Origin of the sequence: Enterobacter sp. KBR-315C3_2022 (genome assembly GCF_041399425.1) — a bacterium.
Classification (GTDB): domain Bacteria; phylum Pseudomonadota; class Gammaproteobacteria; order Enterobacterales; family Enterobacteriaceae; genus Enterobacter.
The window spans coordinates 1-14,591 of sequence record NZ_JBGKEB010000035.1 but is presented as its reverse complement, the minus strand read 5'-3'; the positions used below and the strand labels follow the sequence as shown (position 1 = coordinate 14,591).

Below are 14,591 nucleotides of genomic sequence, written 5' to 3'. Positions count from 1 at the left end.
TAATGAAAACCGCTTACATCGCAAAACAACGCCAGATCAGTTTCGTAAAATCCCATTTTTCTCGCCAGCTGGAAGAGAAGCTTGGCCTCATTGAAGTGCAGGCTCCGATTCTTAGCCGCGTGGGGGACGGGACGCAGGATAACTTGTCTGGATGCGAAAAAGCGGTACAAGTGAAAGTGAAAACACTGCCCGACGCCCAGTTCGAAGTGGTTCATTCACTCGCGAAGTGGAAGCGTCAAACCCTGGGACAACACGACTTCAGCGCGGGCGAAGGGCTTTACACGCACATGAAAGCCCTTCGCCCCGATGAAGACCGCCTGACGGCCATCCACTCTGTTTACGTCGACCAGTGGGACTGGGAGCGCGTGATGGGGGACGGCGAGCGGCACGTCGGCACGCTGAAATCTACCGTTGAAGCGATCTATGCCGGGATCAAAGCCACCGAAGCGGCGGTCAGCAAAGAGTTTGGTCTGGCACCGTTCCTGCCGGAAACAATCCACTTTGTACACAGCCAGGAGCTGCTGAGCCGCTTCCCGGATCTGGATGCGAAAGGCCGCGAGCGCGCCATCGCTAAAGAGCTGGGGGCCGTGTTCCTGATTGGCATCGGCGGCAAGCTGTCTGACGGTAAGCGTCACGACGTTCGTGCGCCTGATTATGATGACTGGAGCACCGCAGGTGCGGGCGAACTCGCCGGTCTGAACGGCGATATTCTGGTGTGGAACCCGGTGCTGGAAGATGCCTTCGAGCTCTCTTCTATGGGGATCCGCGTGGACGCCGACGCGCTCAAGCGCCAGCTGGCGGTGACCGGAGATGAGGATCGCATGAAGCTGGAGTGGCACCAGGCGCTGCTGCGCGGTGAAATGCCTCAGACTATCGGCGGCGGTATTGGCCAGTCTCGCCTGACGATGCTGTTACTGCAGCTGGACCATATCGGCCAGGTTCAGTGCGGCGTGTGGCCACAGCAGGTTCGCGAAAGCGTCGGTTCTCTTCTTTAATACGTTACCGCCGCCAGCGTCTCAGCAGGCGGCTACGCAGCCCGGTGTCAAAGCGCCAGATATGATCGAAGATGCGCATGATGCCGGGTTTACCATGTGCAGACATCGCCACGGCGTGGAAGCGGTGCTGATGCACCCGCTGCAGCTCCTTCACTTTATTCACCACATCATCCGGCAGCCGCTGGGCAATAAAATCAGAAATGACCACCGCGTCAGCGTCATACCACTCTCCGCCCTGCATGCGCTCGATGATGCTGCGAAAACAGCTGGCCAGATCGGTGCCGCCGCGAAAGCGCTGGCTCAAAAAACGGATCGCCTGTTCAAGGCCCTGCTGGTTTGTCAGCTCGTAGGCCACGATGTCGCTCGAAAACAGCATAATAAAGCAGCGTCGCCGATCCGCGAGCGCGACGCGCATCAGCGCAAGGCAGAACGCCTTCGCGCACTGCTCGTTGAAGCCGCCCATCGAACCGGACGTGTCCACGCAGACGATAAAGGGCCCGCGCGGCTGCTCGTCAAAATCCTGATGAACGACCGGGCGCTGGCTAATCTTCTCGCGCCAGGCCTCGCCGTGCAGCCGGTAGGTCAGCAGCTGCTTTTCCACCAGCCGACGATAAAACTCATATTCCAGTTCGGTCATGCCCAGCGTGCTCAGCTCGGTAGGCAGCAGGCGCAGTATGTCGTCACTTTGCTGTAAGCCATCCACCTGCTCCGGCACGGTGGCCGGTTCGCGCACCAGCGTGCGGAACGTTTCCATCGGCGCGTCTTTCTTCGGGACGGATTTAGCCTCCCGCGAGCGGCCCAGCTGTTCGGCGAGCTTCATCAGCTCCGGCTGCTGGGCGAGGAAGTCGCCGTACCTGACGATTAGCTGGTAATCACCGCGCCGAAGCTGTCCGGCGCTCATATCCCACAGGCGGCCAGCGGCGTTTTCATTTTCCACCAGCACTTCTTCGAGCTGCCCGCTCAGGGTCATGCGCTCCTGAACTTCGCTCAGCAGCTGCTCGCGCTCCTCGTCCAGCAGCTGCTGGTTAAGCGTGGTTGCCTGAACCACCAGGCTCAGCCGCCAGCGCTGCAGAAACAGCGTGTGCAGCGCTGGCGTAAAGGTGGCGTTCTCCACCACCAGCGTTCTCGCCTGGCTTGCAAAAGGGGAATGGACGCTGTCGAGCAGGGAGAGCGTTTGCGGAAGCTGCACGATAAACTGCGGCGTGGAGAGCCGCTGGCACTGCTGATAGCCGGCAACCTCTTCCGTTAGCTCCGGGGGCACCTCCGTCTCTTTGAACCGCTGGCGCAGGCTATCGCGCCAGCGCGGGAGATCGTCGGTCATCGCCTTTTTGAGCTTCGGGAATTTTTCGAAGAAGGCCGCCAGTTGCGGCGACGCCAGCAGCGTAATGACCACCTCCTCGATCATCCCCTCCTCGCTGACCGCCAGCATCACGTTGAGCGTGTCCAGCGTTAGCATTGACGCGCCTGTTTGATCTGCGCGCTAACGTCCTGCAGGCTGGCTTCGATCCGGCCTAGCCAGTCGCTATGAATAAAGAGGCATTTTTGCTGCTCGCTGAAGCGCGTGTGCTGCTGGTGCCATTCGGTATCCAGCGCGTCGAGCTGCTGTTTGATCTCTTCCGGCACGCTGTCGGCGGCGGTTCCCGGCAGCGCGAGACGCGATCCCTGCAGGCTGACGTCGCGGATCACCAGATGCTGGCTGCTGTCCACTTCCAGCGTGAGCGGCTGCGCAAAGCCGATCCCATTGAGCTTGCCGCGGATCTCGCCGCCTTTATCCAGCCACAGGGACAGCGCGTCGCGCTCAACCGTAATGTGCACCACATGCATGTCGTGGAGCTTTAGCGGCTGCTGGAGCAGCAGCGTCAGGGTCGCGTCGGTGAGTTCTGCGGGGAGTTCATAGTGGGCTTTACGCGCGAACATACCGCCAAGGCGGCTTACCTTCAGCGCGGTTTTATCGCTTTGCTGCTGCTGAAGCTGGATGCGGCGCTGGGTAATTGCGCCCAGCTGGTTGAGCATCGACTGCTGGCCCCACGCGTGTCCGGTCATCAATACCTCAAGCTGCTGCTGCATCAGGTTCATGCCTTCCGCGTCGTGCCACAGGCAGTCTTTCAGGAGGATCAGATCGATAGGGCCGACGGCATCGCGGCCGCTGAACAGCGCGCTGGCCTGCAGCAGGCGAATCGCTTTCTTCCAGCGGCGGTCCGAGACGTACGGCGCGGAAGGCAGAAGGTCGAGCTGCTGGCGCAGCATGAAGATCAGCTCAAACACGGCGTCGGGTAGCGTGATTTTGCCAATGTCCTGCTGCCACTGCTCATACTCCTCGTCCGAAACCTGAAGGGATGCGGAGACCGGATTTTCGTTTTCATCCTGCTGGCTCACCAGCATCGAGCGGAAGTTTGATTTGTCCTGCACCTTGTCCAGCCACAGGCGGATCAGCATGCGGTCGTACAGCGCTTCCAGACTGCTGTCGGCTTCGGGCAGCTCGTTGGAGGCCGCCACCAGCAGGCGCATCGGGATTTTTGCTTCGGTGGCGCCGTTACGGAACCGACGTTCGTTTATTGCCGTCAGCAGGGTGTTCAGAATGGCCGGGCCGGCTTTCCAGATCTCATCGAGAAACACAATCTCTGCTTCCGGGAGATACCCTTCCGTCAGGCGCTGGTAGCGCCCCTCATCTTTCAACGCCTGAATGGACAGCGGGCCGAAGACCTCTTCCGGCGTCGAGAAGCGGGTCATCAGATATTCGAAGGCGCGGGCGTTCTGGAAGGCAAATTTCAACCGGCGGGCGATCAGGCTTTTCGCGATGCCGGGCGGCCCCAGTAAAAACACGCTCTCGCCGCTCAGCGCGGCCAGCAGGCAAAGGCGAATAGCGTGGCTACGCTCGTAAAGGCCTTTTTCCAGCGCGCTGCTGAGGCGGGAAATTCTTTCTGCTAATAAGTGTGAGTGAGCCATAATAGTTTTGCGTCCTTTCGCCGTGGAGCGGCTAATTGATGCGAGTATAGACGTTTCGCTCAGGGCTGGTAATAGACTGAAGTGCGGCGCAATTTTGTTTGCGCTACATTAACGCGGTTGCATTTAGGGGTACGATTTTGCCATTAATCGTGCATACTGTGCGCTTTTTGTGGGCCAAGGGACTAGGCACACATTTGTTATACAAACGAAAAGACTAGTCTATGAGCACTGATAATAAGCAATCATTACCCGCAATAACGCTTGCGGCGATCGGGGTTGTGTACGGTGATATCGGCACCAGCCCGCTTTATACGCTTCGTGAATGTCTGTCCGGTCAGTTTGGTTTTGGCGTTGAGCGGGATGCCGTGTTTGGCTTCCTGTCACTTATCTTTTGGCTGCTGATCCTGGTGGTTTCCGTTAAATATCTCTCTTTCGTTATGCGCGCAGATAATGCGGGCGAAGGCGGTATTTTGACGTTAATGTCCCTCGCCGGGCGCAACACCACGCCGAGAATGACGTCGGTGCTGGTGATTATTGGCCTGATTGGCGGCAGCTTTTTCTATGGCGAAGTGGTCATCACGCCGGCGATTTCGGTCATGTCGGCGATAGAGGGGCTCGAGATCGTCGCGCCGCAGCTTGATTCGTGGGTTGTTCCGCTCGCCATCATCGTTTTAACGCTGCTTTTCGCGATTCAAAAACACGGTACCGGGCTGGTGGGCAAGCTGTTTGCGCCGATTATGCTGGCCTGGTTCCTGGTTCTTGCCGCTCTCGGCTTGCGCAGCATTATTTCGAATCCCGACGTACTGCATGCGCTGAACCCGATGTGGGCCGTTCATTTCTTCCTTGAATATAAAGTGGTCTCCTTCGTGGCGCTGGGCGCCGTGGTGCTTTCCATCACCGGCGTGGAAGCGCTGTATGCGGATATGGGGCACTTTGGCAAACTGCCGATTCGCGTCGCGTGGTTCACCGTGGTGCTGCCGTCGCTGGTGCTGAACTACTTCGGCCAGGGCGCGCTGCTGCTTGAACATCCGGAAGCCATTAAGAACCCGTTCTTCCTGCTGGCACCCGACTGGGCGCTGATCCCCATGCTTGTTCTCGCGACCCTGGCGACGGTTATCGCCTCTCAGGCGGTTATTTCCGGCGTCTTCTCCCTGACCCGTCAGGCGGTGCGTCTGGGCTACCTGTCTCCGATGCGCATTATCCATACCTCGGAGATGGAGTCTGGCCAGATCTACATTCCTTTCATTAACTGGCTGCTCTATTTCGCCGTGGTGATCGTGATTGTGAGCTTTGAACACTCGAGTAACCTGGCGGCCGCATACGGTATCGCCGTGACCGGTACGATGGTGCTGACGTCAATTCTCTCCACTACCGTGGCGTACCGTAACTGGCACTGGAACAAGTTCCTCGTGGCGCTGATTCTGGTGGGCTTCCTGTGTATCGACGTGCCGCTGTTCTCGGCCAACCTCGATAAGATTGTCTCCGGCGGCTGGCTGCCGCTGACGCTTGGCCTGGTGATGTTTATCGTAATGACCACCTGGAAAAGCGAACGTTTCCGCCTGCTGCGCCGCATGCATGAGCACGGTAACTCCCTGGAGGCGATGATTGCGTCGCTGGAGAAATCTCCGCCGGTCCGCGTACCGGGTACGGCGGTGTATATGTCCCGCGCGCTGAACGTGATCCCGTTTGCGCTGATGCATAACCTCAAGCACAACAAGGTGCTGCACGAGCGCGTGATCCTGCTGACGCTGCGTACCGAAGATGCGCCTTACGTTCACAACGTGCGCCGCGTGCAGATTGAGCAGCTATCGCCGACCTTCTGGCGCGTGGTGGCGAGCTACGGCTGGCGCGAAACGCCAAACGTGGAGGAGGTGTTCCACCGCTGCGGTCTGGAAGGCTTGAGCTGCCGCATGATGGAGACCTCGTTCTTTATGTCGCACGAGTCGCTGATTATCGGCAAACGCCCTTGGTATCTGCGCCTGCGCGGCAAGCTGTACCTTATCCTTCAGCGCAACGCCCTGCGCGCGCCTGACCAGTTTGAGATCCCGCCTAACCGCGTGATTGAGCTGGGAACGCAGGTCGAGATTTAAGTCCTTGTGCGGCCTGATGCCCTCACCCCGACCCTCTCCCACAGGGCTGAGGGCGCAAACATAAAAAACGGTAACCTGACGGTTACCGTTTTGCATTTACCTCCTCTCTATTTCACTTAGCGAAACGTTTCGACGTCGATCACAATTCTGTTACGTCATGATGGTTTTCTGACCATGCCTCAGATTACACTCAACACAGCGAAACGTTTCGCTAGTGGAGCATAAAATGAAGAAAGGCACGGTTCTCAACTCTGAAATTTCATCGGTTATTTCCCGCCTTGGGCATACCGATACGCTGGTGGTTTGCGATGCAGGCCTGCCGGTTCCGCGCAGCACAACCCGTATTGATATGGCGTTAACGCAGGGCGTGCCCTCGTTTATGCAGGTACTGGACGTGGTGACCGCGGAGATGCAGGTTGAGACGGCTATTCTCGCGGCGGAAATCAAACAACATAATCCGCAGCTCCACGAAACGTTGCTCGGTCATATCGAGCAGCTGCAACAACACCAGGGAAACACCATTGAAATTCGTTACACCACGCACGAAGACTTTAAAAAACAAACCGCAGACAGTCAGGCGGTGATTCGCAGCGGGGAGTGCTCCCCGTATGCGAACGTCATTCTCTGTGCTGGCGTCACCTTCTGAGGCCATCATGGACGCATTACTGCAGCTTAAAGGGATCGATAAGTCGTTCCCGGGCGTAAAAGCCCTCTCCGGCGCGGCGCTGAACGTTTACGCCGGGCGCGTCATGGCGCTGGTGGGCGAAAACGGCGCCGGTAAATCCACCATGATGAAAGTGCTGACCGGCATCTACCAGCGCGATGCGGGTTCGCTGCTGTGGCTGGGTAAAGAGACCACCTTCAACGGTCCCAAATCCTCGCAGGAAGCGGGCATCGGCATCATTCACCAGGAGCTGAACCTCATCCTGCAGCTCACGATTGCTGAGAACATCTTCCTGGGCCGCGAATTTGTTAACCGGTTCGGCAAAATCGACTGGAAAACGATGTACGCCGAGGCGGACAAGCTGCTGGCGAAGCTGAACCTGCGCTTTAAGAGCGACCGCCTGGTGGGCGATCTCTCCATTGGCGATCAGCAGATGGTTGAAATCGCGAAGGTGCTGAGCTTTGAGTCGAAGGTCATCATTATGGATGAGCCGACCGACGCCCTGACCGATACCGAAACCGAATCCCTGTTCCGCGTTATCCGCGAGCTCAAATCGCAGGGGCGCGGGATTGTCTATATCTCTCACCGCATGAAAGAGATCTTCGAGATTTGCGACGACGTGACCGTCTTTCGCGACGGCCAGTTTATCGCCGAGCGCGAAGTGGCGACGCTCACCGAAGATTCGCTGATTGAAATGATGGTGGGACGCAAGCTCGAAGATCAGTATCCGCACCTGGACAAACAGCCTGGCGAGATCCGCCTGAAGGTGGATAACCTGTGCGGGCCGGGCGTGAACGACGTCTCCTTTACCCTGCGCCAGGGCGAGATCCTGGGCGTGGCGGGCCTGATGGGCGCGGGTCGTACCGAGCTAATGAAGGTGCTCTACGGCGCGCTGCCGCGCACCAGCGGGTACGTGACGCTCGACGGCCGCGAGGTAGTGACGCGCTCGCCGCAGGATGGCCTGGCGAACGGCATCGTCTATATCTCCGAGGATCGCAAGCGCGACGGGCTGGTGCTCGGCATGTCCGTGAAAGAGAACATGTCGCTTACGGCGCTGCGCTATTTCAGCCGCAGCGGCGGTGGCCTGAAGCACAAAGACGAGCAGCAAGCGGTCAGCGATTTTATCCGCCTCTTTAACGTCAAAACCCCTTCAATGGAGCAGGCGATTGGCCTGCTGTCCGGCGGCAACCAGCAGAAAGTTGCGATTGCGCGCGGGCTGATGACGCGCCCGAAGGTGCTGATCCTCGACGAGCCAACGCGCGGCGTGGACGTGGGCGCGAAGAAAGAAATCTACCAGCTCATTAACCAGTTTAAGGCCGACGGCCTGAGCATCATTCTGGTCTCTTCCGAGATGCCAGAAGTATTAGGCATGAGCGATCGTATTATCGTTATGCATGAAGGGCATCTCGGCGGTGAATTTACTCGCGAGCAGGCCACCCAGGAAGTTCTGATGGCTGCCGCTGTGGGCAAGCTTAATCGCGTGAATCAGGAGTAAGAAGATGACTACCCAGGCTGTTGCTGGTCGCCGTTATTTCACCAAGGCATGGCTGATGGAACAAAAATCGCTGATTGCCCTACTTGTGCTGATCGCGATTGTATCGACCATGAGCCCGAACTTTTTTACCGTAAATAACCTGTTCAACATCCTCCAGCAGACCTCGGTGAACGCCATTATGGCGGTCGGGATGACGCTGGTGATTTTGACCTCGGGTATCGATCTGTCCGTCGGCTCCCTGCTGGCGCTCACCGGTGCAATCGCCGCGTCGATTGTCGGGATTGAAGTCAACGCGCTGGTGGCGGTTGCCGCCGCGCTGGCCGCCGGCGCGGCAATCGGTGCCGTAACCGGCGTGATTGTCGCAAAAGGCCGCGTGCAGGCGTTTATCGCGACGCTGGTGATGATGCTGCTCCTGCGCGGCGTGACGATGGTTTACACCAACGGCAGCCCGGTGAATACCGGCTTTACCGATAACGCCGATCTGTTCGGCTGGTTTGGGATTGGCCGTCCTCTGGGCATCCCGACGCCGGTGTGGATCATGGGCATCGTTTTCCTGGCGGCGTGGTACATGCTGCACCACACCCGTCTGGGTCGCTATATCTACGCGCTGGGCGGTAACGAAGCGGCAACGCGCCTCTCCGGCATCAGCGTGAACAAAGTCAAAATTATCGTCTATTCCCTGTGCGGCCTGCTGGCCTCGCTGGCGGGCATCATCGAAGTGGCGCGTCTCTCCTCCGCGCAGCCAACGGCGGGTACGGGCTATGAGCTGGATGCGATTGCGGCGGTTGTGCTGGGTGGGACAAGCCTGGCGGGCGGTAAAGGTCGTATTGTTGGGACGTTGATCGGCGCATTGATCCTCGGTTTCCTGAATAATGGTTTGAATTTATTAGGTGTTTCCTCCTATTACCAGATGATCGTTAAAGCGGTGGTGATTTTGCTGGCGGTACTGGTAGACAACAAAAAACAGTAACTGACGACACTACAGGACATCTTAGATATGAACATGAAAAAACTGGCTACCCTGGTTTCTGCTGTCGCGCTGAGCGCAACCGTAAGCGCTAACGCCATGGCGAAAGATACTATCGCGCTGGTTGTCTCTACGCTGAATAACCCGTTCTTCGTCTCCCTGAAGGACGGCGCGCAGAAAGAAGCTGACAAGCTGGGCTACAACCTGGTGGTGCTGGATTCACAGAACAACCCGGCCAAAGAGCTGGCGAACGTTCAGGACCTGACCGTTCGCGGCACTAAAATCCTGCTGATCAACCCAACCGATTCCGACGCCGTGGGTAACGCCGTGAAGATGGCAAACCAGGCGAAAATCCCGGTAATCACCCTGGACCGTCAGGCGTCTAAAGGTGAAGTCGTTAGCCACATCGCGTCTGATAACGTGCTGGGCGGTAAAATTGCCGGTGATTACATCGCTAAGAAAGCCGGTGAAGGCGCGAAAGTGATCGAACTGCAGGGCATTGCCGGTACGTCCGCCGCCCGTGAACGCGGTGAAGGCTTCCAGCAGGCGGTTGCTGCGCACAAATTTAACGTGCTGGCGAGCCAGCCCGCTGACTTCGACCGTACTAAAGGTCTGAACGTGATGCAGAACCTGCTCACCGCGCATCCTGACGTGCAGGCCGTGTTCGCTCAGAACGATGAAATGGCGCTGGGCGCGCTGCGTGCGCTGCAGACCGCAGGTAAATCTGATGTGATGGTTGTCGGATTTGACGGCACGCCGGATGGTGAAAAAGCGGTAAATGATGGCAAACTGGCTGCGACCATCGCTCAGCTGCCTGAGCAGATCGGCGCCACCGGCGTTGAGACTGCCGACAAAGTGCTGAAGGGCGAAAAAGTTCAGGCGAAATACCCTGTTGACCTGAAGCTGGTCATCAAGCAGTAACAGGCGATTCAGGCAGTCGCTGGCTGCCTGAGGGACATCCAATAAAAGAAAAGTGTGGCATACGCCACCGGGTAAAACCGGTGGCGCTCTCAGATGGACACCCCCAATCATGAAAACCGCAGGCAAGCTTGTCGTCCTTGGCAGTATCAATGCCGATCACATTCTTAACCTTGAGTCTTTCCCGACGCCGGGCGAAACCGTCACCGGCAATCAGTACCAGGTGGCGTTTGGTGGCAAAGGCGCTAATCAGGCGGTCGCCGCCGGACGCAGCGGCGCGGATATCGCGTTTATCGCCTGTACGGGGGATGACGATACCGGCGAGCGCGTGCGTAAGCAGCTGGCCAGCGACAATATTGATATTTCGCCCGTCAGCGTGGTGGAGGGTGAATCGACCGGCGTGGCGCTGATTTTCGTCAACGCCGAAGGTGAGAATGTGATCGGTATTCATGCGGGCGCTAACGCGGCGTTAACGACTGAACGCGTCGACGCGCAGCGCGAAATTATTGCCGGTGCAAAAGCGCTGCTGATGCAGCTGGAATCGCCGGTAGAAAGCGTACTGGCCGCGGCTAGCATTGCGCATGAAAATCATACCACCGTCGTACTTAACCCCGCCCCTGCACGTGTATTATCAGATGAATTGCTGGCGCTGGTGGACATCATCACCCCGAACGAAACCGAAGCGGAAAAGCTCACCGGTATTCGCGTTGAAAGCGATGACGACGCCGAACGTGCCGCACGCGCGCTGCACGATAAAGGCATCGGTACGGTGATCATCACCCTTGGCAGCCGCGGCGTATGGGCCAGCGTCAACGGTGAAGGCCGCCGCGTGCCGGGCTTTAAAGTGAAGGCGATCGATACCATCGCGGCGGGAGATACGTTCAACGGCGCGCTGGTGACGGCGCTGCTGGAAGGCGAAGATCTGGACACTGCGATCCGCTTTGCCCACGCCGCCGCCGCGATTGCGGTAACGCGCAAAGGCGCTCAGCCTTCCGTACCGTGGCGTAAAGAGATTGATGAATTTTTAAATCAGCAGGGGTAACGCTTGGCCACAATGAAAGATGTCGCCCGCATGGCGGGCGTTTCTACGTCGACGGTCTCCCACGTCATCAATAACGATCGTTTCGTCAGCGAAGCGATTCGTGAGAAAGTCGAAGCCGCAGTCAAATCCCTAAACTATGCGCCGTCGGCGCTGGCGCGCAGCCTGAAGCTCAACCAGACGCGCACCATCGGCATGCTGATCACCGCCAGTACCAATCCGTTCTATTCAGAGCTGGTGCGCGGCGTAGAGCGCAGCTGTTTCGAGCGCGGCTATAGCCTGGTGCTGTGCAATACCGAAGGCGACGAGCAGCGCATGAACCGCAATCTCGAAACGCTGATGCAAAAACGCGTCGACGGCCTACTGCTGCTGTGTACCGAAACGCACCAGCCCTCTAAAGAGATTATCCAGCGCTACCCTTCAATTCCTACGGTGATGATGGACTGGGCGCCGTTCGACGGCACCAGCGACCTGATTCAGGATAACTCCCTGCTGGGCGGCGATATGGCAACCCAGCATTTGATCGACAAAGGCCATACCCGCATCGCCTGTATTACCGGCCCGCTGGATAAAACGCCCGCGCGCCTGCGCCTGGAGGGATATCTTCGCGCCATGGCGCGCGCCGGGCTTGCCATTCCCGATGGGTATCGCATCAACGCGGATTTTGAATTTAACGGCGGTTTTGAGGCGATGCAGAAGCTATTAGCCCAGGAACAACGCCCGCAGGCGGTGTTTATTGGTAACGATGCGATGGCTTTTGGTGCCTATCAGGCGCTGTACCAGGCGGGATTACGCGTTCCGGACGATATGGCGATTATTGGCTACGATGACATTGAGCTGGCGCGCTACATGACGCCGCCGCTCACGACCATTCATCAGCCGAAGGATGAACTGGGAGAGCTGGCCATCGACGTGTTGATCCACCGTATGGCCGAGCCCTCGCTGCACCAGCAGCGTCTGCAGCTTACTCCTGTTCTGATGGAACGGGGTTCTGTTTAGCCTTCGCCTTATGGCGCTCTTTGATCAGGTTTCTGCCGTCTTTCGGCTTTAAGAGCATGAAGACAAATGCCGAGACAACGGTCAGTGCGCCCATCGAAATAAAAGTGTAGTGGAACTGCTCGACGGTATTTGCGCTGTCGAAACCTTCATAAAAGCGCAGCACTGCAGCGCTTACGGCAACCCCCAGGCTTATCGACAGCTGCTGCGTGACGGCCAGCACGCTGTTGCCGCTGCTGGCGTTATCATCGGTCAGGTCCGCCAGGGTGATGGTATTCATCGCCGTGAACTGCGTCGACATGGCCATGCCCAGCACAAACAGCGGCAGGATCAGCATCCAGATCGGCAGCGCGGCGGATTGCAGCGAAAATTGCGCGATCATCAAACCGATAAACACGGTCACGCCAACCAGCGTTTTACGATAGCCAAACCAGCGCAGCACCTGCGTAACGGTTGATTTCGCCAGAATCGAACCCATCGCGGTGGGTGCCATCATGCATCCCGCAATGAGCGCCGGATAGCCAAAACCGACCTGCAGCATCAGCGGCATCAGGAAGGGAACGCACCCTGTGCCCAGGCGTGAGGCTATGTTCCCGGCCACGCCAACCGAGAAGGTGCGGGTATTAAAGAGTGACAAAGAGATAAGCGGCGTCGGGTGACGACGGGCGTGACGTATATAAAGAAGGAACAGCAGAATGCCGCTGAGAATGATCGCTAACGCTATCCACGTTGCGACGATCTTCTCACCAAACAGCTCCATCCCGCTGGAGAACAGCACCAGGCTTAGGCCAAACAGGAAAAAGCCGCCCATGTCGAAGCTGCGTCTTGGCGTGGTGAAGTTCGGCATGTATTTTCGCGCATACAGTAATCCCGCTACGCCAATTGGGATGTTTATCAGGAATATCCAGTGCCAGGTTGCCCAGGTGACGAATACCCCGCCGAGCACCGGGCCCAGTATTGGCCCCACCAGTCCGGGCATGGTCACGAAGTTAAGAACTGGCAGCAGTTCGCTGCGCGGATAGGCTCTCAGCAAAGCCAGCCTCGCTACCGGCATCATCATCGCGCCGCCAATGCCCTGCAATATGCGGAAAACAACCAGCTCGGTAAGGGACGTTGACAGCGCGCAGGCCAGTGAACCAAGCGTGAACAGCGTGACCGCCAGCATAAAGACTTTACGGGTACCGAAGCGGTCGGCCAGCCAGCCGCTTACCGGGATCAGCATCGCGACCGTCAGCGTGTAGCTGATGATGGCTGACTGCATCGCCAGCGGGGAGCGGCCAAGGCTTTGGGCTATCGCGGGCAGGGCGGTGTTGAGAATGGTGGCATCCAGTGCCTGCATAAAGAACGCCATGGCTGCAATCCACGGCAATCCGGCCATGCTGCGCGCTTTTTTCTCTGTCATTTATTTACCTGCTGGTGGTTTGGTGCGGCCAGTAAGGCCTGACATGCGCTCAGGGCTCGCTGGCCGTCGCTGTCCTGGATGGCATCGACAATGGCCTGATGCAGATCCAGCTTCACCACTTCATTGTGCGTAATGGAGGTGAAGTAGGTGTGGTAGACCGAATGGAACAACGACGCAAAAGAGGTCAGGAACGGATTTGTGCTCATCATGTAAATATGTTCATGCCAGGCCATATCCACTTCTATCCAGCGTTCGCGGTTGAACTGTTTTTTTAGGCACACCATCTCTTCCATTAGGGTATTGAGCTGGGCTTTTTGCTCTGCAGTGCCGAGCGTAGCGGCAAGCAGGCACGCCTGCGGCTCGAGGCTGCTGCGCATTACGAGGAAGTGATCGACAACCTGATGGAAGTTATCCTCGGTCATCCACCATGAGAGCAGCTCCTGATCGAGGAAGTTCCAGTTGCTCTGAGGCATGACGCGTGTGCCAATACGCGGACGCGGCAGCACCATTCCTTTTGCCGTTAAGGTTTTCACCGCTTCGCGAACGGCTGTGCGGCTTACTCCAAACCGATCGCCCAGCTCCATCTCACCCGGCAGGATGCTTCCTGGGAGATATTTACCCGCTAAGATCAGCTGAGCCAGCTTCCCTGCCAGTACATAAGACAGGTTTTTTTGTGCGGCCAACTGTTGTGCGCTTAAGGGCATCTTTCTTCTTCCTTAATTATTCATGCGAATAAGTATGCCATCTGAAGCATGTTTGTGGTTGTAGAGACATCAAATAGAACAATTTGTAGCTTGATTTCACGGCTGCTGGTGAAAAAAAATACGGTTGGGCATTTTTTTTGAATTTCCTCTTGTCACGTCAGAATAACTCCCTATAATGCGCCTCCACTGACACGGAACAACGGTTTACAGGCCGCCGGGTTAGCGGAGAAAAGCAAATTAAATGCTTGACTCTGAAGCGGGAAGGCGTAATATGCACACCCCGCGTCGCTGAGAAAACGAAGCGGCACTGCTCTTTAACAATTTATCAGACAATCTGTGTGGGCACTCAAAGTGACATGGATTCTTAACGTCCTC

General features: G+C 57.4%; 12 protein-coding genes. 8 read left to right on the top strand and 4 right to left on the bottom strand.

The annotated features are described in order from the left end of the window. The first annotated feature begins 2 nt into the window (after positions 1 to 2). On the top strand, positions 3 to 995 hold the full coding sequence (gene asnA, locus AB8804_RS22015) for an aspartate--ammonia ligase (protein WP_371190070.1): 993 nt from the start codon (positions 3 to 5) through the stop codon (positions 993 to 995). Between the two features lie 4 nt (positions 996 to 999). On the opposite strand, the gene viaA is transcribed toward asnA, so the two are convergent. Both viaA and ravA read right to left on the bottom strand, forming a co-directional pair. Further along, entirely contained in the window at positions 1,000 to 2,451 is a 1,452-nt protein-coding gene (gene viaA, locus AB8804_RS22010) for an ATPase RavA stimulator ViaA (RefSeq protein ID WP_371190068.1), read from the bottom strand. Next, positions 2,445 to 3,941, bottom strand: coding sequence for an ATPase RavA (gene ravA, locus AB8804_RS22005; RefSeq protein ID WP_371190067.1), 1,497 nt, complete (start codon positions 3,939 to 3,941; stop codon positions 2,445 to 2,447). The genes viaA and ravA overlap by 7 nt, the downstream gene beginning before the upstream one ends. Positions 3,942 to 4,162: 221 nt before the next feature. Between ravA and kup the strand changes: the two genes are divergently transcribed. The 7 genes from kup (at position 4,163) to rbsR (ending at position 12,113) form a co-directional block, all read left to right on the top strand. Then, positions 4,163 to 6,031, top strand: a complete 1,869-nt coding sequence (gene kup, locus AB8804_RS22000) for a low affinity potassium transporter Kup (protein WP_371190066.1) — start codon at positions 4,163 to 4,165, stop codon at positions 6,029 to 6,031. A 226-nt stretch (positions 6,032 to 6,257) separates the two neighbouring features. Then, positions 6,258 to 6,677: a D-ribose pyranase gene (gene rbsD / locus AB8804_RS21995; protein ID WP_371190065.1), complete on the top strand. Its 420-nt coding sequence runs from the start codon at positions 6,258 to 6,260 to the stop codon at positions 6,675 to 6,677. A 7-nt stretch (positions 6,678 to 6,684) separates the two neighbouring features. Further along, positions 6,685 to 8,190 (top strand): ribose ABC transporter ATP-binding protein RbsA, encoded by a 1,506-nt coding sequence (gene rbsA / locus AB8804_RS21990; RefSeq protein WP_371190078.1) that lies wholly within the window; start codon positions 6,685 to 6,687, stop codon positions 8,188 to 8,190. A 4-nt stretch (positions 8,191 to 8,194) separates the two neighbouring features. After that, positions 8,195 to 9,160, top strand: a complete 966-nt coding sequence (gene rbsC, locus AB8804_RS21985) for a ribose ABC transporter permease (protein WP_371190064.1) — start codon at positions 8,195 to 8,197, stop codon at positions 9,158 to 9,160. 27 nt (positions 9,161 to 9,187) lie between these two features. Then, on the top strand, positions 9,188 to 10,078 hold the full coding sequence (rbsB, locus tag AB8804_RS21980) for a ribose ABC transporter substrate-binding protein RbsB (RefSeq protein WP_023333911.1): 891 nt from the start codon (positions 9,188 to 9,190) through the stop codon (positions 10,076 to 10,078). Positions 10,079 to 10,187: 109 nt separating this feature from the next. Beyond that, positions 10,188 to 11,117, top strand: a complete 930-nt coding sequence (gene rbsK, locus AB8804_RS21975; RefSeq protein WP_371190063.1) for a ribokinase — start codon at positions 10,188 to 10,190, stop codon at positions 11,115 to 11,117. Between the two features lie 3 nt (positions 11,118 to 11,120). Then, positions 11,121 to 12,113 carry a ribose operon transcriptional repressor RbsR gene (gene rbsR / locus AB8804_RS21970; RefSeq protein ID WP_371190062.1) on the top strand — a complete coding sequence of 331 codons (993 nt, stop codon included), beginning with the start codon at positions 11,121 to 11,123 and terminating at the stop codon, positions 12,111 to 12,113. On the opposite strand, the gene mdtD is transcribed toward rbsR, so the two are convergent. Continuing rightward, positions 12,079 to 13,512: a multidrug transporter subunit MdtD gene (gene mdtD, locus AB8804_RS21965; RefSeq protein ID WP_371190061.1), complete on the bottom strand. Its 1,434-nt coding sequence runs from the start codon at positions 13,510 to 13,512 to the stop codon at positions 12,079 to 12,081. The genes rbsR and mdtD overlap by 35 nt on opposite strands. Then, complete coding sequence (locus AB8804_RS21960; RefSeq protein WP_371190060.1) at positions 13,509 to 14,216, bottom strand: FadR/GntR family transcriptional regulator; 708 nt, start codon at positions 14,214 to 14,216, stop codon at positions 13,509 to 13,511. The genes mdtD and AB8804_RS21960 overlap by 4 nt, the downstream gene beginning before the upstream one ends. Positions 14,217 to 14,591: the final 375 nt, after the last annotated feature.

Bases quoted from the DNA above. Each gene is read 5' to 3' on its own strand.
- rbsB (WP_023333911.1), top strand. From the start codon at position 9,188: ATGAACATGAAAAAACTGGCTACCCTGGTTTCTGCTGTCGCGCTGAGC.
- ravA (WP_371190067.1), bottom strand. From the start codon at position 3,941: ATGGCTCACTCACACTTATTAGCAGAAAGAATTTCCCGCCTCAGCAGC.
- rbsD (WP_371190065.1), top strand. From the start codon at position 6,258: ATGAAGAAAGGCACGGTTCTCAACTCTGAAATTTCATCGGTTATTTCC.
- AB8804_RS21960 (WP_371190060.1), bottom strand. From the start codon at position 14,216: ATGCCCTTAAGCGCACAACAGTTGGCCGCACAAAAAAACCTGTCTTAT.
- rbsC (WP_371190064.1), top strand. From the start codon at position 8,195: ATGACTACCCAGGCTGTTGCTGGTCGCCGTTATTTCACCAAGGCATGG.
- rbsK (WP_371190063.1), top strand. From the start codon at position 10,188: ATGAAAACCGCAGGCAAGCTTGTCGTCCTTGGCAGTATCAATGCCGAT.
- rbsA (WP_371190078.1), top strand. From the start codon at position 6,685: ATGGACGCATTACTGCAGCTTAAAGGGATCGATAAGTCGTTCCCGGGC.
- asnA (WP_371190070.1), top strand. From the start codon at position 3: ATGAAAACCGCTTACATCGCAAAACAACGCCAGATCAGTTTCGTAAAA.
- kup (WP_371190066.1), top strand. From the start codon at position 4,163: ATGAGCACTGATAATAAGCAATCATTACCCGCAATAACGCTTGCGGCG.
- mdtD (WP_371190061.1), bottom strand. From the start codon at position 13,512: ATGACAGAGAAAAAAGCGCGCAGCATGGCCGGATTGCCGTGGATTGCA.
- viaA (WP_371190068.1), bottom strand. From the start codon at position 2,451: ATGCTAACGCTGGACACGCTCAACGTGATGCTGGCGGTCAGCGAGGAG.